Here is a 26,550-nt window from a genome sequence, read left to right as displayed (position 1 = left end):
CGGACTAGCGAAGAATTTGCCTGTCCGTAGCGGATCTAACGTCAAGTGCGGTCAAGCCGGTGTTAAGATAGGTAAAATTCACTGTCCGACAGGGATTTGTCCTGTATGGCTGCCCTCTGAACGAATGATAGGCTTCCGAATGGCAAAGGTTCTTCTTATCGACGACGACGCCGATCTCACGACACTCCTCAAGGAGTATCTCTCCGAGGAGGGCTTCGACGTAGCGACCGCGCAGGACGGGCGCGCCGCGATCGTTCAGGCTGCATCAGGCACCGTCGACATCATCGTCCTCGACATCATGATGCCGCATATGAACGGCATTGATGTCCTGCAGCGCATCAGACGATCGAGTCCGGTGCCCGTCCTGATGCTGACGGCCAAGGGCGATGACGTCGACCGGATCGCGGGGCTCAATCTCGGCGCCGATGATTATGTACCAAAGCCGTGCTCACCCGGCGAGCTCGCGGCAAGGCTGAAGGCCATATTGCGCCGGGCCGGCTCCTCTGGCGCCGGCATCTCGCAGGAAGTGCTCCGGGCTGGCGAATTGGCCATGCATCCGGGAAACAGGACGGCGGAATGGCGTGGAAAGCGTCTGGAACTGACAGGCACCGAGTTTACCCTGCTCGAGGTGCTTGCCCGTAATGCCGGTCAGCTCGTCTCCAAGCAGGAAATATCGAAGCACGCCTTCGGACGCCCCCTGACGCCGTTTGACCGGCGGATCGACGTTCACCTGAGCAGCGTCCGCCAGAAGCTCGGCACCAGGGATGACGGCCAATCCTGGATACAATCGGTGCGGGGACAGGGCTATCAACTCCTGCAAGACCGATGATGCGTGGCCTGTTCTGGAAGTTCTTCACCATCACATGGTTGATGATGGCTGCATCAATCGCAGGTTTGTTTGCAATCAGCGCTATGCTCGATGTCGGCCCGCTCTCTCAGGACATCGCCCGCCAGCAGCGGGTTTTCGCGCTTGACGTAGCGCAACAGTTGCTGGCGCTAGAAGAGGAGGAAGCTGCCAAATCGTTCGCGCGAGCCGCAAGGGCAGTGCCTCAGCCGGTCGACCTTTCCATATCCGACATCGGTCCGGCGAGTGCTTGCCCGGATGTCGCTACAACGAACATGCGCAACGTCGTTGTGGGTGACGCTTGCTACCGCGCGACGATCATCGCGCAGGAACCGGGGGTTATCGCGGAGACCTGGCCGAAGCTGGTGCCCTGGGCATCGGCCCTGATCGCAAGCGCGATCTCCGCCTTCTGGCTCGCTCGCTATCTCATTCGTCCTGTCGCCCATCTCCGTCACGGCCTGAGCGCTCTCGCTCATGGCCGATTCGACGTCCGCATCGGTGACAAAATGGACGGTCGGAAGGACGAGGTAACGGCTCTGGCTCATGACTTCGATGCCAGCGCCGCGCGCCTGCAGGAACTTCAGGAGGTCCAACAGCGCCTTTTTCACGACGTGTCCCATGAACTGCGCTCGCCGCTGTCCCGCCTTCAGGCGGCGATTGGGGTGCTGCGGCAGAATCCTTCGAAGCTTGAGATAATGATGGAGCGCATGGACCGTGAGATCGAGCGCATCGACGGGCTGGTTGGCGAGATACTTACCCTCGCGCGATTGACCGCCGGCTCCGGTAGCAACGTCGTTCAAACTCTCGATCTGATGGATCTGCTGAACGGAATCATCGAAGACGCGGCTTTTGAGGGACAGGCGCGTGGGATTACTGTGTCCCATGACGGCTCCGCCACCTTCATCGCCGAGGTCAACGGGGAGCTGATCTATCGCGCCTTCGAGAATGTCATCCGCAACGCCCTGAAATATTCCCCCGACAACTCTCGCGTTTCCATTCGCTCGGAGATTATTCATGGAGCCCTTCGCGTGACGGTCACGGATGAAGGGCCAGGTGTGCCTGCGCCTCAAGTCGACTGGATATTCCAGCCGTTTGCGCGCGGAAGCGACACGGCTGCGCCAAACGGCTTTGGCTTGGGCCTCGCCATCACAAAGCACGCGGTCGAGCAGCATGGCGGCCGCGTTTCGGCATCGACAGCGGCCGGTGGCGGGCTGGCAGTGATGCTGGAGATTCCCAAGCCGGCCGCTCAAAAATTGGAACGGCGGTGAGATTGAAGCAGGGATGGAGACAGTCCGATCACGAAGTGGCGGGCGATACCCTGCCACGTCATGATCCTGATATCGGTCTGGTGAGCTCGCTCGATGTTTATCGCACGATAAGCTGATGAATCTTCCTGCACTGCGCGCTTAAGAATTGGCAGGGGTTCAGCTGCGGACGGTCCGCTTGCTAGCGGATCCGTACGAGCGGACAACAATCGCAGGTGTCGCTGAAACCGATCTCACTTCGTCGACTGAGATCGTGCGGTGAGCTAATTTGCCTCCGGATCGAAGACAGTCTACGAACGACCCGTTCGGACGTTCCGCGGGAAGGCTCTCGATCGGCGTGCACCGTGCGCGATGCCGGTCTTGTACCACACAAGAAGATGGCCCGCGCTTGCGTCCCGATGCAACGAACTCGCGTCGTAGAATTGCCTGGCCCGTTCCAAGACGTTGCTGCGGATCATGACATTGGTCGCCTCGGTATTATTTGCTGGCACCTCGAAGATCGGCTTCCGTGATGCCGATGCCCTGAAGAATCTTGCTGCGAAGGTAGGCATCCCGCGTGGGGTAGACCGTCGAAGTCCGCATTTCCGCCTGCCCCTCGTGGAAGCGCATGAACTGGCCGCCGGATTGAGAGGCCACCTGTCCCCAATGTGGAACATCATGGCCGTTCGGATCCCCTGTCTTGATAAAATTCGCAAGATAAGTCACCGCGATATCGCGCATTGAGAGGTCAGGATCGGTCCAGGGTAGCTGATTGTGGTTGTCCGGACGGAGGGAACCATTGAAGTACCAGTTGTCACCAGCGTGCCAGGCACGGCGAAAACCCTGATCCTTGCCCGGCGGCCAATGATCCCAATAATAGAGGTAGACATTGGCTTTGCTATGCGTCTTGGCAAACTCGGCTCCCACCCGAACATACTCGAACATAAAATCGTTGAGCATGCGTAGCGACAGACGATAGGCTTCCACCGGATCGTCCGTGGCATAGAGCGGGAAGACGTCTTCATCCACGTTCCCAGCCTGATGCGGACGGATCGCCGTAAGCATCGCATGGTGCTGTTCCTCCGCGGTCATCTTCAAGTCGTTCGGCCGCAGGCTGGTGTATTCGTCGGCCGTCTGCCCGATCATGATGTCGAGCTCGTCGAAATCACCCGGCTGCAGCAAGTTCACCGAATCTTTGGTGAAGACGTAGTCATCGATCGTATAGAACTGATTCGTTGCGACGGCGCCGGCCATGGCGCCGTAGAGTGTTTCCTTTCCTCCCTGCCATTTTTCGAGCCAGGTCTTCGTATCGATAGCGCGCAGATCCGCAAGCGTCATCTCCTTATCGAACAGCTTATTGATCGCCTCTTGGTTCTGCTTGGATTTCTTGGCGAAATCCACCACCTTTCCTGGCAGGAAGCCGGTGAAGCTGGACTGGATGAACGCTCGTTTGAAGAGCCCTTTCGCCAACGGCGTCCGAAGCAGCGCAACAGTATTTTCGCCGCCAGCCGATTGTCCGCCGATCGTAACCGTGGCCGGATCGCCACCAAAGGCCTTGATATTGTTCCGGATCCAATGGAGTGCATCGACAAGGTCGAGAACGCCGAAGTTGCCCTTTGGCCCATCCGGATTTTCTGTTGCCATTTCCGGCAGCGCCAGCCAGGCCGGCGCTCCGAGGCGATACTGAACTGAAACGACAACGACACCTTTCGCGGCCAACTCCGCGGCATAAATATCCTTCATTGCACTCGAGCCCAGCCGGTTCGCACCGCCATGGATCAGCATGTAGACCGGCAGCCTTTCCTCAGTACTTTCGGCCGGTGTCCATATGGCAAGGTTCAATCCATTGTCGCTGACGGGCGCGTCACTAAGCACGTTGGGGTCCTGAAGCATCTGATTGCCCCACTTGTCTGCCAACAGGGTTCCCTCCCAGCCTTTCACAGGTGGTGCAGGTTTCCAGCGATTTTCCCCGCCGACATCACCGGCGAAAGGAATGCCCAGAAACTGCATCACACCTGACGTGTCGCTTGGAACACCTTGCACCTTGCCACCCGTAATCACGGCTTCCGTCAGAGGTATCGCCTGCGCAAATTCGGTAAAACCCTGCGCCCAAACGAAAGCAGCGGCCAGAATGCCGATCGCGCCGCTTACACGCCATCTGCGCTTGGAATTCGTCGTCATGGTACTTTCCTCCCAGATTAGATCACGCGGCCGATCGGCATTCTGAATCCTAGCGGAAAGATTTTCCGTAAAGAGACGACCCAGAAACCGGTGGGCCTAGTGACATTTGATAGATTGAGGCTGCCCTCTGTAAGGTTTACGCAAGCAATTCAGATAAAACTGCGGGTCCGCAACAAGCTTCAAGAAGCGTATCGCCCTGCTTCAATTGCTTGATGGCGACATGTAACATCCAGTTGTCGCCGGGAGGCGCGGAAATCGTTACCGCCGAGCCGGCAATCTGCGCGCCGGCATATATCGGGCGCATGTAGCTCGCCAGCATCCCCTTGCGGCCCTGCGCCTCGTGGACCGTGGCAACACCGGCCTCCCTCAGCCTGTCGATGACGGACTGTTCGGTCCGCGCAACCGTCTGCACAACAATTCCCATGTCAGTGTCCTTTTCTCTTAACCGGCGGAGTACCATGCGTGTGGAACGTCTCGATTGTCTTCAGCCCCCAGGCCTGTCCCTTTTTCCGTTCGCTCTCGGTCCAGACGACGGTCTCCCAGTCCGGCGCCAGGATAAGGCGCGCTCCCGAATTAGCGAGCTCCACGCGATTGCCGGCCGGCTCCCAGACATAGAGGAAGAAGGTGCCCTGGATGGCGTGCTTGTGTGGGCCGGTCTCAATGTGCACGCCGTTTTCGAGGAAGATATCGGCCGCGCGCAGAATGTCCTCTCGCGTATCGGTGGCGTAGGTAACATGGTGGAGCCGCCCCTCACCCCCACCATGCTCTTCCGTGCAGGCAAGATCGTAAGTCTTATTGTTGTTCGTGAACCAGCAGCCCCCAAGACGCCCGTTGTCGAGCCGGATCATCTCGGTGACGCGCGAGCCAAGGCAGGTGTCCATGAAGGCACGGAACTCCGTGACGTCCCCGGCCAGAAGATTGAGGTGGTCGAGCCTGCGGGGATGAGCGCCGCGCCCATGGAACCGCTGCGCGAGGTTCTTGAGCTTCGGCCTTTCCTCCGCCGGCGCCTCGTAGCGCACCGTGTCCCAGTAGATCTCGAAGAGATGCCCGAAGGGGTCTTCGAAACGGAACGCCTTGCCATGGCCGAGGTCGCCCGTCACCCAACCGATCACCTTGTACTTGCTTTCCTCGATCGCCTTCACCCGCCGCGTCAGTGCCTCTTGCGAAGCCGCGCGATAGGCGATGTGCCCGACGCCTGTCGAGTGATGGCGAGTGAGTTTCAGCGTGTGGAACTCATAGTCATCCCAGGCGCGCAGATAGGCCGAGTTTTCGTCCTGGCCGGAAATCGTCAGGCCGTAGACCCGCACGAAGAAATCCAAGCTTTCTTCGAACCTGTCGGTATACATTTCCACATGCGCCAGATGGGCAATATCGAACGAGCGCTCCATTTCCACCACCTCCCGACAGGCCCTAGAGCTCGTCGACCGTCCGCGGGAACACGGACTGGAAACCCTCTGCATACTTGGCAGCGCGGCCGCCGGATTGACCGCCGGAATTGCGCTGGAAGTGGTTGGCGCGGTTCTGGGCAACGCGAGTGTAGAACTCCCAAAGGTGCTCCTGGCCTTCCATGCACTCGATGGCGGCGCGCTTCTTGTCCCAGACTTCGGTGATGTCGAGGAAGACGTCCGGCTTCCAGCCCATCTGCTCGGTCTGGTGTGGCTCGAACAGATAAAGCTGCGGCGCGCCCAGCACCTTCTGTCCGGGGTTGTGGCCCCAGGCCTGGGCGATCATGCGCGCTTCCAGCGCCACCTGCGTCGCATACATGTGATCGGTATTATAGGGGTCGTAATGCGAGTGGCTGAGCATGAATGCCGGCTGCACGTCGCGGATGACATCGACCAGCTTGTATTTGTCCTCGTCCGTCAGGCGCAGCGGGTAGTCACCGAGATCGAAGGAGATCAGGTTGTGCACGCCGAGCGCCTTCGCCGCCTTTTCCGACTCCACGCGGCGAGCCGCCTTGACCTTTTCGAGCGTCATGCCGGGTTCCTTCCAGAGCTTGGCGGACTCGCCCCGCTCACCGAAGGAAAGGCAGACAACCGTGACCTCGTAGCCCTTCTGAGCATGCACGGCGATCGCGCCGCCGCAACGCCAGACGAAGTCTGCAGCATGGGCGCTGATGACGAGAGCAGCTTTTCGAACTAACAACTTCTTTCTCCTATTTACTGACCCGCTTCCGCACAAAATTTCAGTGGAAGCCTTTCACAGACGAGAGTGTACGAAACTGTTGCATTTAAGGAACAACAACGTCTGGGTGGCCTGACCTGTCGAGCGCGGTGCGCACGAAGCCAGCCACCTTCTTTTCATCAACAAACGCTTTTACGAACGCCGCTGCCAGAGGTCTGCTTACGCTGACGCCCACTGCTTGGGGAATCGCCATGAACGGTTCTGCCGTCACTTCGTATCCGGGCTGATCGCCGGCAACTTTCTGCATGGCCTGCCTGACTCCGGCTAGACCGTCGAGTTCGCCCGCCTCCAGCGCATCGCGTGCTTCCGGAAAGCTGTCGAACCGAATCAGCTCGCCGGCACCACCGTTTCGAGACAGAAAGAGTTCGTAGGCACTGCCCTTGACTGCGCCGATCTTCAATCGAAGCCGTACGATGTCGGGCAAACTTGATACGTCGAGCACGCAGCGCACCAGGAAAGCACCTTCGATCAGGACATAGGGCTCGCTATAGGCAATCCGCTCAGCACGCTCTGGATCGATAGCCAGGAAACAGATATCCCACTCCCCAGTGTCGGCGCTGCCGGACACCGCCCCGGCCTTTTCGTAGTGCCGGAAGCGGATCGGCAGCGAGAGTCTTTCAGCCAGAGCCCTCGCAAGGTCCACCGAAACTCCGGTTGGCGTGTCGTCAGTTTGTCCGCGACTGACAAGCACGACATTGCCGTGGTTGAGGGCGCATACCAGTATGCCAGATGGCGCGATCTCGTTGCGGATCGTCTCGATATCGAACTCGGTCACGGTTTTCCTCCTCCCTGCCGACCTAGCCTTCATCGGCCTCTTGAGACTAGATGGACTTCATCCAGTCGTCCTCGGTGGGAAACTGCGTCACCATCAGCTCAAGACCGCCATCGCCAGCCGAAATGATTGGTGCCGGATCGTCGAACCGGACGAAGAGCAGGGAGAACGGTTTGTAGGTCTCGCCTTGATAGACCAGGCTGCCGTTGAGCACGATCAGGTACTGGCCACCGCTCTGGGCCGGATCGGGAGTCTGCGCGGTCATGTTCGGACCGAGCCGGAGAACCTTGCAATTCATGCCGTCATCGCCGGGCTGTTCCTCGATTACGGTGTCGACGGTTAGGTCGGTGCGATTGCGAAGGACGGGTTCAATCGATAGCGCCACGGCATCCGACGTGCGATGGCGGCGTTTGGTCGGCCTCAGCTTTTCGCGGACGTTCGGCGTGGTCAGATAGACGAGCCCCGCATCGGTCTTGCTGCGCAGCGTCAGATAGGAAAGCCCCTGCGCACCGGCAATCAGCGGACCGTAACCGGTATGATGGTCCGCATAATGCACGGTGACGAGCCGCACCTCATCACGGCCGATCGTGCCACTGCCGGCGATGAACACCTGGAACTGGTCGACAATGTGGAAGTGAGAGTCGAGCTTCTGGTGGGCGTTCAGGTCAAGCCGAAAGGCTTGTGGATCGGGCGCGGCAATATCCGAGTTCTGGCCAAACATGTTTATTTTCCAGGACTGCCCGCGGCGAAAGCGCGTCGGTTCCTTTTCCGTATAGGAAGCGGCCTGCATTAAGTGATCCTCCTTAAACTGATACCGGCGTAATTCAGTGGCGATGCGGCGGCGGGAACTCAACATCGAGCGCTGCCGCCAGCGCATCGCGATCCATTCCGATCATCTCCTGCAACCTCCCGAACTGCTGCGCCGCGTTGATTGTCTGGACCGCGGCAAGACGGTTCGCCTTGAAACCCAGCAGCGAAAATGCACCACTGGCTGGTGCGTTCAGTACCGCTTCCATATCGGCACCGTGCACATCGCCGGACATCTGGATCTGGATGGAGGCCTGATGCGACCAGTAGCGCGGCAGGCGCTTCGGCGGGGGCGCCGTCCCGGCGATCGCCGCAGCGGCGGCTTTGGCCTGATCCTGTCCGGGGTTGACGGCTTCGTTTCGGACATGGCAACCCTGCGCCGGATCGTACCATGCGGCGCAGTCGCCGACCGCGTAGACGCCGGGGCGCGAGGTCTGACCTTCTTCGGAAACGAGAATGCCGTTACGGACCTTCAGCCCTGCCGCGCGTGCCAGTGCGTCATTCGGCGCCGCGCCGATTGCTACGACGACAAGGTCCGCCTCGATTGCCTCACCGTCATTCAGGGTGACGATGTCCACATTCCGCGCTTCGTTTCGGTTGATCGCCGTCACAACGGCCCCGAACCTCACATTTAGCCCTTTGGCCTGATGGCGGTCGAGCACATAGTTCGCGATCGACTTGCTGACGGTGCGCTCCATCAGCCGCGCGCCCGCCTCGATGACCGTGGTACGCAGCCCCTTCTGCACCGCCATGGCAGCGATCTCCACGCCGATCAGTCCGCCGCCGATGATGGCGACCGACGTGGCATGTGCAAGACGGCTTTTCAGTTCGCTGAAATCCTCGTATGTCCGCAGATAGCGAGCAACCCCCTCAGGATCGATCGCGGCAGAGAGGCGGCGCGGTTCCGCCCCGCAGGCGAGGATCAGTCGCTCGTACGGATAGCGCGCACCGTCCTCGCACAGCGCGTAACGCTGGTCCAGATCGAGGCTGACAATACGCACACCTTGTATAAGGTCGATACGGTTCGACTTATAGAAACTCTCCGGCCTCAGCAGGGTCGGAGAGTAGTCCTCTTTGGAGAGCGCCTCCTTTGAAAGAGGAGGACGGTGGTACGGCAGTATGGTTTCCTGAGTTACCAGCGCGACCGGATTGTCGTAACCTGCGCTACGCAGGGCTGCCGCCGTCGCGACACCCGAATGGGAAGCACCGAGGATCAGAACACCGGACATGACAGGCTCAACGAGTTAATCGCGCTCATCCGACGACAACCATATCGAATTCGCTCTTGCGGGCGCCGCATTCAGGACAGACCCAGTCATCGGGCACGTCTTCCCAGCGGGTGCCTGCCGGCACGCCCCCATCGGGATCACCAACCGACTCGTCGTAGACATAGGCGCAAAGCACGCATTGCCATACTTTAAAATCGGGCCGCTCAGTGGCTTCTGCAGAGCGCAAGGTTTTCTCCTCCAAGAAAAAATGCATCTCGGCAAATCTACAATGTCATCTTGGTTATCACTAGATGATCTGCCATACTAACAGACATGCCGATTTGGCATATCAGATGATCGAGGAGAAAATATGGACATTCGGCAACTGGGATATTTCGTCCGTGTGGCGGAACTGGGCAGTTTTAGTCGGGCCTCGGCATTTTTACACGTGGCCCAACCCGCACTCAGCCGACAGGTTCAAAACCTTGAAACGGAGCTTAAGGAACGTTTGCTCATCCGGAACGGACGAGGCGTTGAGTTGACGGAAGCAGGTGAGCGGCTGCTCGACAATGCTCGTGGAATTCTCAGACAAATTGAGCGCACCTACGAGGACATCGAAAATTCCCGCACCGGGAAGTCCGGCAAGGTAGCGATCGGTTTGCCCGCTACTATCTCCACCGGCATCGCAACAGCGCTGATCCGCAAACTGAGAGAAGAGCTTTCCGACGCGCAGGTCATGCTGGTCCACGGTCGGTCCAATCAATTGCAGGAATGGATCCTATCCGGGCGACTGGATATGGCGATCATGTATGATGCCCCCTCCTCGCCTATGTTAGAGATCCACAAGCTTGTGGACGAGAATCTTCATCTTATCGGCCGCGAAGGCGCTTTCGAGGACGACAAACCGGTGCTTCTGGAATCCCTTGCGGCGGTACCGATGGTGATCGCATGTCGTCCAAACAGCACACGGGTCGTGCTCGATTCGGAACTGGCACGGCTCGGACAGAAGCTCAATATCGTCTTTGAGTTGGACCCTCTCGACACCATGTTCGACCTTGTCAGGGATGGTTATGGATTCACTGTCGCATCTATACGCACTCTAGCGTCGAAAGGGCCGAAGGCTGAGCAAGGATTGGAGCTGCGCAAGATCGTCGGGCCGGAACTCATCCTTGCCGTCCAGCTTGTTCGACCGGCTCGGAGACTTTCAAACAGACTGCACGAAGCAGCGTTCCGCATTATGCGAGATCTGAGTCTGAAGCTTCTTCGTCCGCAGCCGGCTTAATCGTCGTCCGGCCGAAAGCTCATTCGGGATGCGGATGGCAGGAAAATGCCTGTGATTACGATCACGACGGCGGCGCTCGCGAAGGCCGCCGCAGCGAGGCCAAAGATGTCCGAAGCCATGCCGAGTCCCAGTGCTCCGAGCGAGGGGCTGGCGCGGAATATAAGGCCATGCACGCTGAGCGCACGCCCCCTCAGCGCTGCCGGAATAGCCAACTGGATAAATGTCTGAGTGGCGATGAGACTTACAGAGGACAGATAGCCCATCAACATAGCGAAAACGGCCAGAATGCAGATCGAGCTTCCGAGAGCAAACGCCATGGCCGCGCAGCCCGAGAGAAACCACCCCAGCGTGACCTGATGGGGAAGCCTTGAGGTGGAGAGATAGGTGTTCATGGTGAGTCCGGCCATTATCGATCCAAATGCCATAGACGATGTCAGCACCGCGAGGCCGGTTGTCGGCACCGCAGAAAACTGGGCGGCAAAGGCCGGAAGCATTTCTGCAATCGCGCGGACGAACACACCGCCTGCCAGAAGCAAAAGCAGCATTGCCCGAATGCTGTGGTTCGACCCCACGTAACGAAATCCGTCCAGGATCTCAGCGAGCACGTTTCGGCTCGGCCTCGTCTTCGATATCGTGACGGCCGGAGCAAGGTGATGAAGCACGGCGACGAAGACGATGGTGACGAGCGTGTTCAGCAGGAATACCCAGATCACGTCGAACTGGACGATCAGAAGCCCGGCGAGAGCCGGCCCAACCAATCGGGCGAGATTGACGTTCATGGAATTGATGGCGACTGCGGTCGAGACATCGTCCCGGCTCACGAGCTCCTGAACGATCGTCATACGCGCCGACTGACCAAGCGCGATAACACAACCCTGCAGTGCAACGATCGAAATCAACGCACTCAGAGTGAGGAGATCCAAATACATGAATAACGTCAGCAACGCCGCGGTGAGGGCAATCGCAAGCTGCGACAGTTTATTCAGCTTCAGTACATCCCATCGGTCGGCAACAGCGCCACCGATCGGTCCGACGAACACGGTCGGCAACAGGTCGGCAGCCGCCAGAACCCCCAGCCAGAACGGCGAATGCGTCATATCCCAGACGACGAGACTGCAGGCTATCCGTTGCATCCACGTACCGAGCAGTGAGAGGCAGTTACCCGCGGTATAAGCCGCGAACTGCCCCTTGGTCAGCAATCGTACCAGCCGCGAACGTGCTATCTTCGGAAGAAGCGACGACACCCTCAAGGACCGGTATCCGGCCTTGAGTTGACCACGCGCCGCGGGCGCCCATCCAGGAAGGCGCCGATCAGACGGATCGCATCGCCGTAGTAGGTCCCAAGCATCTCGTGCGTGAAATAGCCAAGATGCGGCGTGATTACCACGTTCGGCAGACTGCGGAAGGGATGGTCGACCGGAAGCGGCTCCTTCTCGTAGACATCGAGACCGGCGCCGGCGATCGAACCTGAGCGCAGGGCGTCGATCAGCGCGGTCTCGTCGACGATCGCCCCGCGGGCGGTGTTGATAAGGTAGGCGGTCTTCTTCATCGCTCGCAGTTCGGGAGCGCCGACGATGCCGCACGTCCGGTCGCTGAGCGCCAGATGGACGGTGATGATATCGCTGCTGGCGAACAGCTCTTCTTTCGACACAAGGCGAGCATGGGCGGCTTCCGCCTGTTCGGCGGTCATATTTTGGCTCCACGCCTGAATCTCCATGTTGAAGACACGGCCGATTTCAGCCACCCGCCGACCGAGTCCACCGAGCCCCAGAATGCCCAGCGTCTTGCCGCCGATGGTGGTGCCGGCCTGATGCTGCCAGCCGCCGCTGCGCATCATACGATCTTCGGAAGCAATATGCCGGGTTGAAGCGAGGATGAGGCCCCAGACGAGTTCGGCGACCCCGCCGGCACCGCCGCCGCTTACCGGCGTATTGGAGACCAGAATGCCGCGACGGGCCGCCGCTGCGACATCCACAGTATCATAACGTTTGCCGGTTACGACGACGTATTTAAGCCGCGGCAAACGGGCAATCAGCTCTTCCGGGATCGGCATCCGCTCCCGCAGCGTGCAGATGATGTCGAAGTCGGCAAGTTCTCTTGCCGCTTCTTCCATCAAGGGCAACGGTTTGTCAAAGACGACGACATTGGCGCGGGACTTCAAGTCTCTCCAGTCAGCGACCACTTGAGAAATTCCCAGATAGTCGTCGAGAATGGCGATGTTCATGTTCATAAATCCCCGCGCGATACTGTTCTAAAGGCTTGACCGAGTTTCCGGCCTATTTGCGCTGCCATTCCTCCGACCAGATCTGCAGCGGGTCCAGCGTTCCTTGCCGGAAGTTGGTGAGGTCGGTCACTGTCACGTAGGCCCGCGGATAAAAATAGAGCGGCAGCATCGGCAGGTCTTCGGCAAAAATCTTCTGGACCTCTGCCCATTTTTCCTTCGCCATCTGGGGATCGAGCGCCGTTTCGAGTTCGGAAATGGCCTTGTCCATCGCCGGGCTGGCATAACCGGAAAAATTGTTGCCAACGCCGTTGTTCTCAGGTTTCGGAATGGCGTCCGAACCCAGCGCAATGCGTGGAGAAACCGAGGGAGAAAAGTCTATCGACGACATCATCAGCGCCTTGAACTTACGCTTGCGGGCCATTTCGCCGTTGAATTCCTGCAGCGGCACGAAGTGGTTGGTAATCTCGACGCACACCTCCTTGAGCTGGCTCTGGATCACTTGGGCAATCTGCTCGCGCGTTTGGTTGCCGGCCGTGGAAACGAGTTCGAGAGAAAGACGATCCCCCTTGTCGTTCACGCAGACCCCGTCCCTCCCCGGCTTCCATCCTGCGCTTTCCAAGAGTTTCTTCGCCTCGTCTGCGTCATAGGCGTAGAGGGTCATATCCTTGTTGTAATAAGCGTTCTCGTTGCTGAGAATGCCGTTGGCAACCGGCTGGAGACCGCCAAAAAGCTGGTCGCTGATCGCCTGCCGGTCGATCGCGTAGAGGATCGCCTGACGCACCGATTTGTCCTTCAGGATCGGGTTGTCGAAGTTCACCGCGATGCGCTCGACGTTGGTGCCGTAATCGAGGTGATACGTAAACTTTTCCGGCTGCTGGTTCTTCAAGTCCAGCATCTGCGAGAAGCTGATTCCACCCGGGCTGACCGGCACAGCTTCAACCGAACCGGCGAGCAGATTTTGCAGCAATGAGGATGAATTATCGCGATAGCTCAGGACGATCCTCTTCAGGTGTGGTTTGGTTCCCGGCCAATTCGGATTGGGAGTGAAGACAATGCGGGTACCGATCTGGTAGTCGCTGAGCAAATACGAGCCGTTCCACAGGCCAGGATTTGTAGGCTGGGTATTGTAGAGCGATTGCTTGACATAGGTGTCCAGCGTTGGATTGGCGGCGTAGACTGGCCCTTCCAGATGCTCCGGAATTACCTGATCCCAAGAGTTGTAGCTGGACAAGATTTGCGGGATCGTCAGAATGACGGTCTGCGGATCCAATATTTCGAGTTCGGATGCACGCGTCCAGGAATTATAGTTGGAAAAGCCGATCTTCGGATCGCGGGCCATCTTCCAGGTAAATTCGATGTCCGTCGAAGTCACCGGCTTGCCGTCCCCCCAAGCAAGACCCTCCTTCAGCTTCAGCGTTACCTTCATTCCTCTTTTGCCACCAGGCAGGTCCACGATCTTTGCGAGACCGTTTTCGACGGTCGGCAGCCTTTCGCAGAGAACGCACTGGTTGACGACATTTTCGTCGAAGGCGGTGATAGGGCGAAGGGAATAGTTCACGACCAGTCGCTTCGTATTGTTGACCTGTACCAACGGGTGGAAATTGGTTAGAAACTGCAATTGGCCGACGACGAGCTGGTCTTTCGACTGAGCCATCGCGCTGACGATGGTCAACGAGGTGAGGGCCACTGTGGCCAGCGCGGTTTTGGCGAATCTCCTCAATTTCGATCTTACAGACGTCATTTTCTCCTCCATCAGACTTCTGTTTGAGTTGGTTCAATGCGATCCGGAACGTGTTTCCGAACGAGGGTCGAACGCCGATCGAACGCCGTCGCCGACGAAGTTCACGGCCATCACCGTGGCGAAGATCAGAAGACCCGGATAAACGGCGAGCATGGGCGCCGAGATAATCAGTTGCTGCGCGTTGGTCAGCATGTTGCCCCAGGTAGGTGTCGGCGGAACGATGCCGAAGCCGAGGAAGCTGAGCGTCGACTCGAACAGGATGATGCGCCCGACCGATAGCGTCATGGCGACGATGAGCGGTGTGGCGATGTTCGGCAACACATGGATGAAGACATTGTAGCGGCCGCTGGCACCACTGACGGTCGCCGCACGGACATAGTCGACATCCCGAAGGCTGATCGTGCCAGCGCGCGCAATTCGGGCGATCGTCGTCCAGTCCACCAGCGCGATGATGATGACAATCCGGAGAAAGACTGCCGTGGGCGACGTTGCCGCGGTCTGGCTCAGCCCGAGTTTCGTCAGGTCCACTGCCCCCAGAACGATCAGCACCGGGATGAGCGGCAGGGCAATGATACAGTCCGTCATTCGCATGAGAATATTGTCGAACTGACCGCCAATATAGCCGGCTGTGACACCGATCGCGATACCGATAATCGCGGTGATGAACGTGGCGAGCAGCCCGACAGCGATGGATACCTGTCCACCGTAAAGCAAACGCAGCAACACATCGCGTCCGAGTTCGTCGGTGCCGAGCCAATGCTGCGCCGACGGTGGTCGGAACCGCCGCAAGAGGTTTGTCGCATTGGCGTCGATACCCGTCAGATACTCGATCGAACCGGCCATGGCGCAGGCCAGCGCCAGAATGACGACGAACACTAGCGATATCATCGCAAGCTTGTTGTGGCGGAAACGCTCCCAGCGCTTACTCCAGACGGAATTCGATCCGGCGTCTGCCGGTGCTTTGTCGGCGGTGACGGTGCTCATTTCAGGGTAATCCTCGGGTCAAGCCATGCATAGGCGAGGTCAGCGAGAAGGCTTGAGAACAGTGTGACGATAGTCGCCAGCAGCAGGCCAACGAGAGCCAGATTAAAGTCGATATTGCTGATCGCGTCATAGATGACCTTACCCATGCCGAGCATGCCGAAGATCGTCTCGACGACCAGCGCGCCGGAAAACAGCGAGCCGAAGCCCAGTGCCAGCACGGTCACCATCGGAATGAGGGCATTGCGCAGCGCATGACGCATCACGACGGTGATTTCCGAAAGACCCTTGGCCCGCGCGGTGCGGACGAAGTCCGAGTTCAGGGTCTCGATCATCGAGGCGCGGACGTACCGCACCAGAGGCCCGACATGGAAAAAGGTCAGGACTGTCACCGGCAGTATCAGATGGACGAATTGCTCGCCGATCGCCGCGTCGCTCATCAGAGGCGTGCCGCTCGCCGGAAGCCAGCCCAGCTTTACCGAAAACACGATAATCAGGATGAGCGATGTCCAGAAGCCCGGAAGGGAGATACTGGCGAAAGCAAGCAGGCTAATAATGCTGTCCGTCCAGCCGCCGGGCTTGCGAGCGGCAAGCGCTCCGAGCAGCATCGCGAGCGGAATGCTGATCAGTTCCGTCGCGACAAGCAGCTTTGCGGTCTGGATCACCGCCGGCCATAGAACGTCCAGAACTGGCCTGAAATAGACACTTGAGTAGCCGAGGTCACCCTGGAACGCGGAATAGAGCCAATGGCCGTAGCGGGTATAGAGAGGCTGGTCCATTCCATAAAGCGCCCGCATCTGCGCCATCGTCTCCGGGGTCAGCGCCGGGTTTCCTTCCAGCATGTTCTCGACTGGATCGCCCGGCATCAGGCCGATCAGCATGAACAACAGTAGCGACATCACGAGAGTGACGAGAACTGCCTGGAGAAGACGCGAAATCGTATATCTCAACATCAGTTCACTCCTTGAAGTGGCACGCGGAAAGCTGGGTGGCCCGTCCGGGTGCAGGCAGAAGCGCTGGGCGCTCCTGTTTGCAGATATCCTGTGCTTTCGGACAGCGGGTGTGGAAGACGCAGCCGGAAGGTGGCGCCAAGGGTGACGGAATTTCACCCATAAGGATCTGCTCTTTCTTCCGGCGCCCCCTGCCGATGCGCGGCACGGCGGCAAGCAAGGCCTGCGTATAAGGATGACTCGGCGTGACGAACAGGTCTTCGGACGCCGCCACTTCCATCAATCGGCCGAGATAGAGAACCGCGACCCTGTCCGCCAGATGGCGAACGACGCCGAGATCATGGCTGATGAAGAGGTAGCTGATGCCGTGTTGCTTCTTGATGTCGTCCAGCAGGTTGAGCACCTGGCTTTGGATCGAGACATCGAGAGCCGAAAGCGGCTCGTCGGCGACAATCAATTCCGGCTCGGCGATAAGCGCGCGGGCAATCGCGATACGTTGGCGCTGGCCACCGGAAAATTGGTGCGGATAACGCCGCGCGGCGTCCGGCGGCAGCCCCACCTGCCCCAGCACCTCGATTGCCCTCGCCTGCCGCTGGTCCGACGGCACGCCCTTGAGCCTCAAAGGCTCGGCAACAATCTCCCCGACCACCATGCGCGGATCGAGCGCGGAAAATGGATCCTGGAAAATGACTTGCACCGCGGCACCCGTGTTGCTATCGCGCCTCTCACTGTTGAACGTTACGGAGCCTGCGGTCTGCTTGCGCAGGCCGGCCACGACATAGCCAAGCGTCGATTTTCCGCTGCCACTTTCTCCGACGAGCGCCAGCGTTTCGCCCTTGGCAACGCTCAGCGACACGTTGTTTACGGCCTGAAGCCAGAGTGCAGGCTTCATGAACCCGCCGCCAATTGGAATATCAACGTTGATATGGTCGAGCTTTAGCAGTTCGGTCATGGCTTAACCCTGTGGCAGGCGACGTGATGGTTGGGGACAACTTCAAGAAGGTCCGGTTCTATCTGCCGGCACGTTTCGTCCGCATAAGGACAGCGTTTAGCGAAACGACATCCTGCGGTGACGTCCGAGGTGACACGTCCGGGTATCACGTAGAGACGATCGACCCGCTTGTCAGGGTCCGGCAACGTCTGGATCAATCCTTGCGTATAGGGATGCAGCGGATTGGCGAACAGTGTGTCGGCCGGCGCGTATTCGACCGCTTTGCCGGCATACATCACCATGATCGCATGGGCGATCTCGGAGACGACAGCGAGGTTATGGCTGATGAACTGGATCGACATGTGTGCGTCCTCCTGCAGCGTCAGCATGAGGTCGAGAATCTGCGCCTGGATGGTCACGTCGAGTGCGGTCGTCGGTTCGTCGGCGATCAGAAGCTGGGGGCGGCAAGCGAGCGCCATGGCGATCATCGCGCGCTGGCGCATGCCGCCGGAGAGTTGGTGCGGATAGTCCTCCGCACGGCGCGCCGGCGACGGTATGCCGACCTGCGCAAGCAGGTCCACCGCCCGCTTTTGCGCTTCGCCCTTACCGAGCTTCTCGTGCTTTATCAGCACCTCGGCTATCTGGCGGCCCACCGGCATGACAGGGTTCATGGCAGTCATCGGCTCCTGGAAGATCATGGCGATCTCTCGTCCGCGGACCTGCTGCCACTGGCGCTGGCTGAAGCTGGCAAGGTTCTTGCCGGTGAAATCGATCCTCCCGCCAACCTTGCCCCCGCCCGCCACCAGACCGAGTAGAGCAAGCGATGTCATGGTCTTGCCGCAGCCGCTTTCCCCGACAATGCCCAGGGTCTGGCCGCGCGGGATCTTGTAGCTCAGACCTCTTACGATCTGCAAAGAGCCCATTGGCCCCGGAAAGGAGACCGTCAGGTCGCGAACGTCCAGCAAAGGCGTGGGGCCCTCCGCGATCGACGCAGCTCCGTCACCAACAATGACGTCGTTGACATAAAGCATTCGTCACCTCCCTTTCGAATGCCTGGCCTTTCAAAGGCTCAGTTATTGTTCTCTTCTAGCTGCTTGCAGCGGCACAAGCCGCTGCAAGCAGGTCCCGATTAGAGATCGACGACGCCCACGCCATTCCTGATCTCGATCCTCGTCCCAAACGGCTCGGAGAGACGACGGTAGCGATCGATGATACGGACGGCATCCTCTCCCTTTGCCGCCATTGGCCGGCCTTCGGTATTGTGGTGATCACCATTGCCGGTGCGTCGAGTCTGCTTGACCTCGGGCGACGAGTCGCGCCCCATTTCCACCGGATGCAGAAGGATGCGCCTCAGCTTTTCGCCCTCCATCTCAAGCTTGATAATCGCAGAACTCCACCAGGTGTCGGAAGGCGTATCGAGGCCCGGATGAAGCGGATGGGCAGCGGGCGTCAGCGTAGACAGACGATCCACATCGTGACCCCAGGCATCGTAGCTGTCGTAGGGAACGCGCTGTATGAATTCGGACTGCGCAAAGAAATTGCCGATACCGTAGAAGATTGGCTTTCCATTGTAAATTTCGATACCGAGCGTTCGGTGCCAGCCGTGGCCGACATAGACATCGGCGCCGCCATCGATGACCGCACGCGCGAATTCCTTGACGAAGCCGGGCGGAGTATCTCCGCGGGGGCCGTCGGAGACGCTGAAGTGATGCGCCACGATGACCAGGTCCGCCATCGATCGCGCTTCATGGACCGAACGCAGGTTGCGCTCCAGGTCGCGCTTGTGGCAACGACTGATGATCTCGCAACGATCGCCGACAAAGAAGGATTCCGGATCGCCCCATTGCTGCGCGCCGGGGATCTGGATGCCGAAGGAGCCCTCGCGACCATGCTTTGGCTTCTTCATCACGTTGAGCTTGTTGCCGAAATCCTTGAGGTTTCCGGCAGTCTCCGCATCAACCATGAATTCGAAGGTCAAACGTTGGGGGTTGACGCCGGGGCGGCCCTTGAGGGCTCCCTTCGGCATGCCTGCCCACATGAAATGCTGGTTGCCCGAGCTGGTCGAAACGAGCGCAACGCGACCGTTTTTCTTTTCGACGTACCCCGGCTCGCTTGCGAGCTCAAGATCCGCGCCGGTGCCTGCGGTGACGATGCCAGCGGCCTTCATATGCTTCTTGGTTGCGATTAGACCTTCAGCCCCGAAATCGAAGCTATGGTTGTGCGCCGTAGACATGATGTCAAAGCCGACCCACTTGAGATCCTTGGCAATCTCCGGGTCCGCCATCATGAAACTGCCGATACCCTGACCGCGCGCCGGGTACTTGAGCTCATCGTAATCGGCAAAATTCATTTCCAGATGGCCGTAAGTGACGTCGGCCTCCTTCAGGACATCCCAAACTTCCTTGAATTCGGGTTCGTCATGCATGGAGAAGGGGCGACACACCATGCATTCGCCCGCCAGTGCTACTTTCCAGTTTCGTGTCGATACCATAAAACCTCCTGAGCCGGCACGGGCAGATACACCGAAGTGCCGATGCCGCGCGACCGCCGCTTTCGTGTAATTCGTAAGTTAGAAAATCTCGCAATGCGACGATGCCTCACTCCCATCGCATCCCAACCATATCACTCTCCCCCGATATCACTAGTTTCATAACTTTGCTTTCAGATATACCTTTTCGGCATAGAATCCCGCTCGCGGGTGGACGTCGAGACTGCGCTTTCCGGAAATCGCTGCGCGCCTCCGTTTGTCATTCTTATCAACCGCACTCTTGCGGACACGGTCTGCCTTGGAATCTCCAGAGTGACAGCGTCTAGCAGCTGTTGATGCCCAAACACGACACAATGCCGCTCGATCTCCTGCTTTGTGATGGCTAGGCAAGGCCAAGCCGTTTCGTGCAGTTGCATTGCATCGCTGCCGCGGGAAAATGGCCGGAATATCCGCAAGCTCAGGCGATAATACTCTTGCCCTTCGTGAAGCCAGACGGCCCCGGTTCCTGCGCGATGACGATGACGCTGCGGACACTCTTTGCATCAACGACGCTTTGATAAGCGGTCGCCGGCCAATGGAAGAGACCGTTAGACCAACGGGCTGAGGCGCGGCCTTGGCCGCGCGTGCGCAAGCCTTTACTGTTCTAATCTCTCTCGCGAAAGCAATCGCTCCGCAACATCAAGGGAAAAGACCCGTCGCTGGCGCGATGTCCTCGGAAATGGCGCTAACATTGAGTAGCACGCTGAATGTGAGCAATCCGCGATCGATGCGGCCATCATCAGCCAGATAATGGAGAAAAATTTCCAGAATAGTTCGCGCAATCGATTGAACAACGTTTGGCCGGCTTCCTTCGCGCCGAGCTTCTGGCGGACGCTGCTGAACGTCGATCCGCCGATCAAATGCATCAAGGGTCGCCCGAAAGCATGGTTCTATATCTCCTGTTTTGACGAGTTGGCTCGCATTGCGGGCAACCGCCATTCTCGACACCATCAATCACGACTTTGCGGCGTTTCCCATAAAGGGACCGCTGTGGGCGGCGATCTGAGATATCGAGCCACATCCGATGTCATCGACCAGCAGTAACCGATACCGCGCACAAACCGCGGTTCAGTTTGATAAGATCGACGATTACACAGTTCACCCTTTCAAATTCCTTTCGTCCGTTCTTTGGTCGGGAAACTTCACTATCATGAGATATGCTATCGAAAGTGATCAAGAAATTTGCACATGGCTTGATTGGCACCCGCAATGATCTGCTCGAGAGTGCTGTCCCCATACCCAAGCCACCGAGACTGAATCCGCCCGAAACGGAAGGAGTTTGGCTGGATGCGCGCACCGCTCCTTCAAGCGTCAGCGGCCTTCCGCTGACGCAGAGCTTCTTCATATTGCTTCCTTATCTGTCCGACGGCGGCGTGCCGTGGGTATGAAATGTCTCGATGGTTTTGAGACCCCAGGCCTGGCCCTTCTTGCGATCCGTCTCCGTCCACACGACCGGCTCCCAGTCGGGCGCCAGGATCAACCGTGCACCAGCGTTGGCAAGCTCGACGCGATTTCCGGCCGGCTCCCAGACATAGAGAAAGAAGGTGCCCTGGATTGCATGTTTGTGCGGGCCAGTCTCGATATGCACGCCGTTTTCCAGGAATATATCGGCGGCACGCAGGATATCCTCGCGCGTGTCGGTCGCATAGGTGACATGATGCAGACGGCCATCGGCGCGCCCATGCTCTTCCGTGCAGGCAAGATCATAGGTCTTGTTATTGACGGTAAACCAGCATCCGCCGACCCTGCCATTGTCCAACTGAATCATCTCCGTCACCCTCGAGCCGAGGCAGGTTTCCATGAACCCGCGAAATTCAGAAACGTCGGATGCGAGAAGATTGAGATGATCGAGGCGACGCGGGTGGCATCCGCGTCCATGGAAACGCTGTGCCAAATTCTTGAGTTTTGGCGTTTCCTCGAGTGGCGGCCGATAGCGAACGGTGTCGTAATAGATCTCGAACACATGACCGAAAGGATCCTCGAAACGAAACGCCCGGCCGTGCCCAAGATCGCCGTCGACCCAGCCGATTACCTTGTAGCCACTCGCCTCGATGGCGCTTGCCCGCCGCTCCAGTGCCTGCGGGGAACTCGCTCGATAGGCAATATGGCCGACACCCGTAGTCGTGTGGCGCGTCAGTTTCAGCGTGTGAAACTCGTAGTCATCCCAAGCCCGCAGATAGGCCGAGTTTTCGTCCCTGTCGGTCACGGTCAGACCGTAGACGGTCACAAAGAAATCGAGACTTTCCTCGAACCTGTCCGAATACATCTCGACATGCGCCAGATGCGCGATATCAAAGCACTGCTCCATTTTTTTCCTCCCCAAGGCCTGTCAGAGTTCATCGACCGTTCGCGGGAAGACGGACTGAAAGCCTTCTGCATATTGTGCTGCCCGACCGCCCGACTGGCCGCCGGAATTACGCTGGAAGTGATTGGCGCGGTTCTGAGCGACGCGGGTGTAGAATTCCCACAGATGCTCTTGGCCCTCCATGCATTCGATCGCCGCGCGCTTCTTCTCCCAGACAGAGGTGATATCGAGGAATACATCCGGCTTCCAGCCCATCTGTTCGGTCTGATGCGGCTCGAAGAGGTAGAGTTGCGGCGCACCAAGAACTTTTTCGCCAGGATTATGGCCCCATGCCTGGGCGATCATTCGGGTTTCCAGTGTAACCTGCGTCGCATACATATGGTCGGTATTATAGGGATCATATTGCGAATGACTGAGCATGAAGGACGGCTGCACATCCCTGATCACATCGACCAGGCGATACTTGTCCTCGTCCGTCAGTCGAAGCGGATAATCCCCGAGCTCGAAACCGATGATGTTATGAACGCCAAGCGTTCTGGCTGCTTGCTCGGCTTCCGTTCGACGCGCGGATTTAACCCGGTCCAAGGTCATTCCAGGCTGTTTCCAGAGCTTGGCGGACTCGCCACGCTCGCCGAATGACAGGCATACGACAGTAACGTCATATCCCATTTCCGCATGGAGCGCGATTGCGCCGCCGCAGCGCCAGACGAAATCCGCGGCATGCGCGCTGATGACAAGCGCCGTCTTTTTCTCAGACATGATGATCTCCTTCCTCTTGGCAGAGATTCCATGCTTCGAAGGCCGATTTGCCAATTTGGATTTCCGCTCAAATCCATAAGATATTGCTATAGGCACCGGCTCCGAAAAACAGACAGCTATAGCTATTTTTTATGATGACCACGCCAATTTGAAATAGGCATTATCCAACATTGGCGTAAGCCTTGGGCCTCGAACTGGCGCCGCTCTGAGGAGGAGGGCATCTATCGGGAGGAAAAATGCTGACCCTTCTATTCGATGGGCTCGCCTATGGGATCCTGCTGTTCGTATTGTCATGCGGACTGGCCGTTACCCTCGGGCTCATGAACTTTATCAATCTCGCCCACGGTGCCTTCGCCATGGCCGGCGGCTATGTCACGGTCATCCTGACCAACCGCTTGGGCGTGCCTTTTCTTTTGTCCCTGCCAGCCGCTTTCCTCGTCACCGCACTTGTGGGCGGGCTCTTGGAGAAGACGCTCTATTGCCGCCTTTACGACAAGAGCCATCTCGACCAGGTGCTGTTTTCGATCGGCATCGTATTTGTCGCCGTAGCCGGGATCGACTACGTCATGGGATCGCAGCAGCAGATCCTCAGACTGCCGGAATACCTACACGGCCGCCTGACGATATTCGGTGTCGGCATCGGGGTCTATCGCGCCTTTCTGATCGTCGTCTGCGGTATTCTTGCTGTCGCACTTCAGCTTGTTCTTGCCCGCACGCGTTTTGGCAGCCGACTGCGGGCGTCGGTTGATGACCGGCGCGTCGCCCGTGGAGTTGGCATCCGGGTCAACACGATCTTTGCCGTGACCTTCGCCGTTGGTTCCGGCCTTGCCGGCCTTGGCGGCGCGCTCGGCGCTGAGATCTTGGGCCTCGACCCAACCTTTCCGTTGAAGTTCATGGTCTATTTCCTGATCGTTGTGTCCGTCGGCGGCACATCCAGCATGACCGGCCCCCTGGTCGCCTCGATCCTTCTCGGCGTCGCCGACGTGCTCGGCAAATATTACGTCCCGTCGCTTGGCGGCTTTATCATCTATATCGTCCTCGTCGCGGTGCTGGTCGTGCGCCCGCAGGGCCTTTTCGCAAGGGCGAACTAATGCCGCACAGCAAAACAGAAGCCCCCGTCATTCCCGCTAACATCGATGCCGGCATGCGGCGCAAAACTCGCTGGTCGCCGCTCGAGATCATCTTCTGGGTTTGCGCCGTGGCCGCATGGTTCTTAGCTCCAGGTGAGCATCTGATCCTGACCGAGATTGTCGGCTTTGCCGTCCTTGCGCTGTCGATCGACCTCGTACTCGGCTATGCCGGTATCGTCACGCTCGGCCAGGCTGCAATGTTTGGCGTTGGCGCTTATGCGAGCGGACTGTTTTCGATCTATGTCACTGGTGAACCGTTGACCGGGCTCCTGATCGCTGCCCTTGCTGGAGCGACAGTCGCTTTGCCGACAAGCCTGCTCCTTTTGCGCGGGGCGGATCTGACGCGGCTGATGGTCACGCTCGGCGTCGCCGCGGTCCTGCATGAGATCGCCAACCAGGCGAGTTGGCTGACCGGCGGCGCTGATGGACTTCAAGGGATCACGATCGAACCCTTGTTTGGACGCTTCGAGTTCGATTTTTATGGTCATACTGGCTACGCCTACAGTCTCGCCGTCCTCTTCGTTCTGTTCGTCATCGCCCGCTTCATCGTCGCCTCTCCCTTTGGTTATTCGCTGAGAGCGATCCGTGACAATCCCCTGCGCGCATCTGCAATTGGGGTTCCCGTCAAGGCGCGCCTGATTGTCGTCTATACACTCTCCGGTGCCTATGCCGGCATCGCCGGCGCGCTTTTTACCCAGACCCAGCAGTTCATCTCACTCGATGTCCTATCGTTTCAGAAATCTGCCGATGGCCTGATGGTGCTCGTGATCGGTGGGACCGGCTATCTGTATGGCGGGATCGTTGGTGCCCTGGTCTATAAACTCATCCAGGACACGCTATCGTCGCTCACGCCGCAATACTGGCAGTTTTGGCTCGGACTTCTGCTGATCGCCTTTGTCATCATCGGACGCGATCGTCCACGCCAAACCGTGGAAATACTCACCGCTAGGCTGACGCGCAGGAAACGTACCGTCGCACAGTCCCGAAACCTCAATAGCGAAGGCAAGGCGTCATGACGGCTGTCGCACTGGAAACCCGAAATCTCAACAAAACCTTCGGTGCGTTGAAAGCGACCACCGATGTCAGCTTTCGTCTCGCCAAGGGCGCTCGCCATGCACTAATCGGCCCGAACGGTGCCGGCAAGACGACCTTCATCAACCTTCTAACAGGTGTTATCCGCCCTTCGAGTGGTGATGTACTTCTTGACGGCGAGAGCGTGAGGGGGCTGAACCGCGAACGCCGCGTTCATCGTGGGCTCGTGCGTACTTTCCAGATCAACCAGCTTTTTGCGGGCCTCACTGTCGTGGAAAGCCTGATGCTGGTGATCACTGAACGCGAAGGGCGCGGCTGGAACTGCTTGCGATCCGCGGCGAAGTTTGCCGGGACCGAAACGGAAGTCGCACAACTGCTGAAAGACTTCGGACTCGACACGGTGTTCGACGAGAAATGCTCCTCTCTTCCCTATGGTAAGCAGCGACTCTTGGAGATCGCACTAGCCGTCGCCTGCAAGCCGAAGGTTCTGCTGCTCGACGAACCGGCAGCCGGCGTTCCCGAGGCCGATCGCAAGGAGGTGATGGCGCGGATTGCCGCCCTTCCCAACGAGGTCTCCATTCTGTTGATCGAGCACGACATGGATCTCGTCTTCAATTTTGCCAATCGCATTTCCGTTCTCGTGGCCGGTGCGCTCTTTGCGGAGGGCTCCGTCGAGGAAATCTCGAAAGACCAGCGGGTCAAGCAAGTCTATCTTGGAGGCGCAGAGCATGGGTGAACTGCTCAGCATAACATCGCTTTCGGCCGGATACGGCAAGGCGACCGTCATCCACGGCATCGATCTTACACTCGAACGTGGCAAGGCCCTGGCCCTGCTTGGGCGCAATGGCGTCGGCAAGACGACACTGCTCAACACCATGGTGGGCCTGACCCGTCACCATGGCGGAGTGATCACGCTCGACGGCCTTGATGTGACGAAGATGATGCCGGAGCGCCGCGTCGAGACGGGTCTCGGCTGGGTGCCGCAGGAACGCGGCATCTTCCGCTCGCTGACCGTCGAGGAGAACATCACGGCGGTCGCGCGACGGGGGAAATGGACGCTTGCTTCCATGTATGCGCTCTTTCCCCGGCTGGAAGAACGGCGCTCGAATTTCGGCAATCAGCTCTCGGGAGGCGAGCAACAGATGCTGTCTATCGCCCGCGCATTGGTCCTCAATCCGAAAGTCCTTCTGCTTGATGAGCCGACCGAAGGATTAGCGCCGATCATCGTCGAGGAACTTCTTGCTGCGATCAGGAAGATCGTTCGCGACGAAGGAATGGCGGCAATCATCGTAGAGCAGCATGCCCAGCAGATCCTCTCCATCACGGATGAGGCGATCATTCTTGACCGGGGCAGGGTCGCTCATGCCTGCCAAAGCTCGACGCTTGCGGCCGATCACCAGACTCTGGGTCGGTTTCTGGGGGTCGGCGCGCAAGTTTAAAAACCACAG

At 58.6% G+C, this 26,550-nt stretch carries 25 protein-coding genes and 1 pseudogene; 7 read left to right on the top strand and 19 right to left on the bottom strand.

Features of this window, described 5'->3' with window-relative positions; translation table 11 throughout:
- Positions 1-139: 139 nt before the first annotated feature.
- A complete protein-coding gene (locus ACQZ5G_RS11805; protein WP_448738222.1) occupies positions 140-829 on the top strand; it encodes a response regulator in 690 nt (229 codons plus the stop codon).
- On the top strand, positions 829-2,112 hold the full coding sequence (locus ACQZ5G_RS11800; RefSeq protein WP_149622556.1) for a HAMP domain-containing sensor histidine kinase: 1,284 nt from the start codon (positions 829-831) through the stop codon (positions 2,110-2,112). Before ACQZ5G_RS11805 ends, ACQZ5G_RS11800 begins: the two co-directional genes overlap by 1 nt.
- A gap of 474 nt (positions 2,113-2,586) precedes the next feature.
- Here ACQZ5G_RS11800 and ACQZ5G_RS11795 read toward each other — a convergent pair whose 3' ends face one another.
- The 8 genes and pseudogenes from ACQZ5G_RS11795 to ACQZ5G_RS11760 all read right to left on the bottom strand — a co-directional run bounded on the left by ACQZ5G_RS11795 (position 2,587) and on the right by ACQZ5G_RS11760 (position 9,487).
- Positions 2,587-4,269: a carboxylesterase family protein gene (locus ACQZ5G_RS11795; protein ID WP_448738223.1), complete on the bottom strand. Its 1,683-nt coding sequence runs from the start codon at positions 4,267-4,269 to the stop codon at positions 2,587-2,589.
- A gap of 160 nt (positions 4,270-4,429) precedes the next feature.
- Positions 4,430-4,693: pseudogene (locus ACQZ5G_RS11790) on the bottom strand (RraA family protein); the annotation flags it as partial.
- Position 4,694: 1 nt separating this feature from the next.
- Complete coding sequence (locus tag ACQZ5G_RS11785; RefSeq protein WP_149622407.1) at positions 4,695-5,657, bottom strand: VOC family protein; 963 nt, start codon at positions 5,655-5,657, stop codon at positions 4,695-4,697.
- A 22-nt stretch (positions 5,658-5,679) separates the two neighbouring features.
- Entirely contained in the window at positions 5,680-6,414 is a 735-nt protein-coding gene (locus tag ACQZ5G_RS11780; protein ID WP_149622406.1) for a PIG-L deacetylase family protein, read from the bottom strand.
- 85 nt (positions 6,415-6,499) lie between these two features.
- On the bottom strand, positions 6,500-7,228 hold the full coding sequence (locus ACQZ5G_RS11775; protein ID WP_174057913.1) for a transporter substrate-binding domain-containing protein: 729 nt from the start codon (positions 7,226-7,228) through the stop codon (positions 6,500-6,502).
- 46 nt (positions 7,229-7,274) lie between these two features.
- Positions 7,275-8,015, bottom strand: coding sequence for a hypothetical protein (locus ACQZ5G_RS11770; protein WP_448742669.1), 741 nt, complete (start codon positions 8,013-8,015; stop codon positions 7,275-7,277).
- A 34-nt stretch (positions 8,016-8,049) separates the two neighbouring features.
- Positions 8,050-9,261 (bottom strand): NAD(P)/FAD-dependent oxidoreductase, encoded by a 1,212-nt coding sequence (locus ACQZ5G_RS11765; RefSeq protein ID WP_448738225.1) that lies wholly within the window; start codon positions 9,259-9,261, stop codon positions 8,050-8,052.
- A 25-nt stretch (positions 9,262-9,286) separates the two neighbouring features.
- Positions 9,287-9,487, bottom strand: a complete 201-nt coding sequence (locus tag ACQZ5G_RS11760) for a rubredoxin (RefSeq protein WP_448738226.1) — start codon at positions 9,485-9,487, stop codon at positions 9,287-9,289.
- Positions 9,488-9,610: 123 nt separating this feature from the next.
- Between ACQZ5G_RS11760 and ACQZ5G_RS11755 the strand changes: the two genes are divergently transcribed.
- On the top strand, positions 9,611-10,522 hold the full coding sequence (locus ACQZ5G_RS11755) for a LysR family transcriptional regulator (RefSeq protein ID WP_149622401.1): 912 nt from the start codon (positions 9,611-9,613) through the stop codon (positions 10,520-10,522).
- Here the strand turns inward: ACQZ5G_RS11755 and ACQZ5G_RS11750 are convergent.
- The 11 genes from ACQZ5G_RS11750 to ACQZ5G_RS11700 form a co-directional block, all read right to left on the bottom strand.
- Complete coding sequence (locus ACQZ5G_RS11750) at positions 10,519-11,721, bottom strand: MFS transporter (RefSeq protein WP_448738227.1); 1,203 nt, start codon at positions 11,719-11,721, stop codon at positions 10,519-10,521. The two genes, ACQZ5G_RS11755 and ACQZ5G_RS11750, sit on opposite strands and share 4 nt — an antisense overlap.
- A gap of 47 nt (positions 11,722-11,768) precedes the next feature.
- Positions 11,769-12,746, bottom strand: coding sequence for a D-2-hydroxyacid dehydrogenase family protein (locus ACQZ5G_RS11745; protein WP_448738228.1), 978 nt, complete (start codon positions 12,744-12,746; stop codon positions 11,769-11,771).
- A gap of 52 nt (positions 12,747-12,798) precedes the next feature.
- The gene (locus tag ACQZ5G_RS11740; protein ID WP_448742668.1) at positions 12,799-14,499 is read right to left on the bottom strand and encodes a peptide ABC transporter substrate-binding protein; all 1,701 of its coding nucleotides are present in this window, start codon (positions 14,497-14,499) and stop codon (positions 12,799-12,801) included.
- Positions 14,500-14,520: 21 nt separating this feature from the next.
- The gene (locus ACQZ5G_RS11735) at positions 14,521-15,471 is read right to left on the bottom strand and encodes an ABC transporter permease (RefSeq protein ID WP_149622398.1); all 951 of its coding nucleotides are present in this window, start codon (positions 15,469-15,471) and stop codon (positions 14,521-14,523) included.
- A complete protein-coding gene (locus ACQZ5G_RS11730) occupies positions 15,468-16,421 on the bottom strand; it encodes an ABC transporter permease (protein ID WP_149622397.1) in 954 nt (317 codons plus the stop codon). Before ACQZ5G_RS11730 ends, ACQZ5G_RS11735 begins: the two co-directional genes overlap by 4 nt.
- A gap of 4 nt (positions 16,422-16,425) precedes the next feature.
- A complete protein-coding gene (locus ACQZ5G_RS11725; RefSeq protein ID WP_448738230.1) occupies positions 16,426-17,370 on the bottom strand; it encodes an ABC transporter ATP-binding protein in 945 nt (314 codons plus the stop codon).
- On the bottom strand, positions 17,367-18,380 hold the full coding sequence (locus tag ACQZ5G_RS11720; RefSeq protein WP_448738231.1) for an ABC transporter ATP-binding protein: 1,014 nt from the start codon (positions 18,378-18,380) through the stop codon (positions 17,367-17,369). The genes ACQZ5G_RS11725 and ACQZ5G_RS11720 overlap by 4 nt, the downstream gene beginning before the upstream one ends.
- Positions 18,381-18,478: 98 nt before the next feature.
- Positions 18,479-19,840 carry a CapA family protein gene (locus tag ACQZ5G_RS11715; protein WP_448738232.1) on the bottom strand — a complete coding sequence of 454 codons (1,362 nt, stop codon included), beginning with the start codon at positions 19,838-19,840 and terminating at the stop codon, positions 18,479-18,481.
- 675 nt (positions 19,841-20,515) lie between these two features.
- The gene (locus tag ACQZ5G_RS11710) at positions 20,516-20,815 is read right to left on the bottom strand and encodes a hypothetical protein (protein WP_448738233.1); all 300 of its coding nucleotides are present in this window, start codon (positions 20,813-20,815) and stop codon (positions 20,516-20,518) included.
- Positions 20,816-21,230: 415 nt separating this feature from the next.
- The gene (locus tag ACQZ5G_RS11705; RefSeq protein ID WP_149622392.1) at positions 21,231-22,184 is read right to left on the bottom strand and encodes a VOC family protein; all 954 of its coding nucleotides are present in this window, start codon (positions 22,182-22,184) and stop codon (positions 21,231-21,233) included.
- 21 nt (positions 22,185-22,205) lie between these two features.
- Positions 22,206-22,940, bottom strand: a complete 735-nt coding sequence (locus ACQZ5G_RS11700; protein ID WP_448738234.1) for a PIG-L deacetylase family protein — start codon at positions 22,938-22,940, stop codon at positions 22,206-22,208.
- Positions 22,941-23,176: 236 nt separating this feature from the next.
- Here ACQZ5G_RS11700 and ACQZ5G_RS11695 point away from each other — a divergent pair, with 236 nt between their 5' ends.
- The 4 genes from ACQZ5G_RS11695 to ACQZ5G_RS11680 are packed head-to-tail and all read left to right on the top strand — an operon-like array spanning position 23,177 to position 26,541.
- On the top strand, positions 23,177-24,031 hold the full coding sequence (locus tag ACQZ5G_RS11695) for a branched-chain amino acid ABC transporter permease (protein ID WP_448738235.1): 855 nt from the start codon (positions 23,177-23,179) through the stop codon (positions 24,029-24,031).
- Complete coding sequence (locus tag ACQZ5G_RS11690) at positions 24,031-25,086, top strand: branched-chain amino acid ABC transporter permease (RefSeq protein ID WP_153315403.1); 1,056 nt, start codon at positions 24,031-24,033, stop codon at positions 25,084-25,086. The genes ACQZ5G_RS11695 and ACQZ5G_RS11690 overlap by 1 nt, the downstream gene beginning before the upstream one ends.
- Positions 25,083-25,838: an ABC transporter ATP-binding protein gene (locus ACQZ5G_RS11685; protein ID WP_448738236.1), complete on the top strand. Its 756-nt coding sequence runs from the start codon at positions 25,083-25,085 to the stop codon at positions 25,836-25,838. Before ACQZ5G_RS11690 ends, ACQZ5G_RS11685 begins: the two co-directional genes overlap by 4 nt.
- Positions 25,831-26,541, top strand: a complete 711-nt coding sequence (locus ACQZ5G_RS11680) for an ABC transporter ATP-binding protein (RefSeq protein WP_448738237.1) — start codon at positions 25,831-25,833, stop codon at positions 26,539-26,541. The genes ACQZ5G_RS11685 and ACQZ5G_RS11680 overlap by 8 nt, the downstream gene beginning before the upstream one ends.
- Positions 26,542-26,550: the final 9 nt, after the last annotated feature.

It is taken from the genome of Agrobacterium sp. 22-214-1 (assembly GCF_053522465.1).
This window is presented reverse-complemented; position numbering and strand designations above follow the sequence as displayed.

Excerpts from the sequence above, each read along its gene's own strand:
- ACQZ5G_RS11755 (WP_149622401.1), top strand. The coding sequence starts at position 9,611 with ATGGACATTCGGCAACTGGGATATTTCGTCCGTGTGGCGGAACTGGGC.
- ACQZ5G_RS11700 (WP_448738234.1), bottom strand. The coding sequence starts at position 22,940 with ATGTCTGAGAAAAAGACGGCGCTTGTCATCAGCGCGCATGCCGCGGAT.
- ACQZ5G_RS11770 (WP_448742669.1), bottom strand. The coding sequence starts at position 8,015 with ATGCAGGCCGCTTCCTATACGGAAAAGGAACCGACGCGCTTTCGCCGC.
- ACQZ5G_RS11685 (WP_448738236.1), top strand. The coding sequence starts at position 25,083 with ATGACGGCTGTCGCACTGGAAACCCGAAATCTCAACAAAACCTTCGGT.
- ACQZ5G_RS11720 (WP_448738231.1), bottom strand. The coding sequence starts at position 18,380 with ATGCTTTATGTCAACGACGTCATTGTTGGTGACGGAGCTGCGTCGATC.
- ACQZ5G_RS11690 (WP_153315403.1), top strand. The coding sequence starts at position 24,031 with ATGCCGCACAGCAAAACAGAAGCCCCCGTCATTCCCGCTAACATCGAT.
- ACQZ5G_RS11740 (WP_448742668.1), bottom strand. The coding sequence starts at position 14,499 with ATGGAGGAGAAAATGACGTCTGTAAGATCGAAATTGAGGAGATTCGCC.
- ACQZ5G_RS11695 (WP_448738235.1), top strand. The coding sequence starts at position 23,177 with ATGCTGACCCTTCTATTCGATGGGCTCGCCTATGGGATCCTGCTGTTC.
- ACQZ5G_RS11800 (WP_149622556.1), top strand. The coding sequence starts at position 829 with ATGCGTGGCCTGTTCTGGAAGTTCTTCACCATCACATGGTTGATGATG.
- ACQZ5G_RS11735 (WP_149622398.1), bottom strand. The coding sequence starts at position 15,471 with ATGAGCACCGTCACCGCCGACAAAGCACCGGCAGACGCCGGATCGAAT.
- ACQZ5G_RS11745 (WP_448738228.1), bottom strand. The coding sequence starts at position 12,746 with ATGAACATCGCCATTCTCGACGACTATCTGGGAATTTCTCAAGTGGTC.
- ACQZ5G_RS11795 (WP_448738223.1), bottom strand. The coding sequence starts at position 4,269 with ATGACGACGAATTCCAAGCGCAGATGGCGTGTAAGCGGCGCGATCGGC.
- ACQZ5G_RS11730 (WP_149622397.1), bottom strand. The coding sequence starts at position 16,421 with ATGTTGAGATATACGATTTCGCGTCTTCTCCAGGCAGTTCTCGTCACT.
- ACQZ5G_RS11785 (WP_149622407.1), bottom strand. The coding sequence starts at position 5,657 with ATGGAGCGCTCGTTCGATATTGCCCATCTGGCGCATGTGGAAATGTAT.
- ACQZ5G_RS11715 (WP_448738232.1), bottom strand. The coding sequence starts at position 19,840 with ATGGTATCGACACGAAACTGGAAAGTAGCACTGGCGGGCGAATGCATG.
- ACQZ5G_RS11725 (WP_448738230.1), bottom strand. The coding sequence starts at position 17,370 with ATGACCGAACTGCTAAAGCTCGACCATATCAACGTTGATATTCCAATT.
- ACQZ5G_RS11705 (WP_149622392.1), bottom strand. The coding sequence starts at position 22,184 with ATGGAGCAGTGCTTTGATATCGCGCATCTGGCGCATGTCGAGATGTAT.
- ACQZ5G_RS11805 (WP_448738222.1), top strand. The coding sequence starts at position 140 with ATGGCAAAGGTTCTTCTTATCGACGACGACGCCGATCTCACGACACTC.
- ACQZ5G_RS11680 (WP_448738237.1), top strand. The coding sequence starts at position 25,831 with ATGGGTGAACTGCTCAGCATAACATCGCTTTCGGCCGGATACGGCAAG.
- ACQZ5G_RS11710 (WP_448738233.1), bottom strand. The coding sequence starts at position 20,815 with ATGGCGGTTGCCCGCAATGCGAGCCAACTCGTCAAAACAGGAGATATA.
- ACQZ5G_RS11765 (WP_448738225.1), bottom strand. The coding sequence starts at position 9,261 with ATGTCCGGTGTTCTGATCCTCGGTGCTTCCCATTCGGGTGTCGCGACG.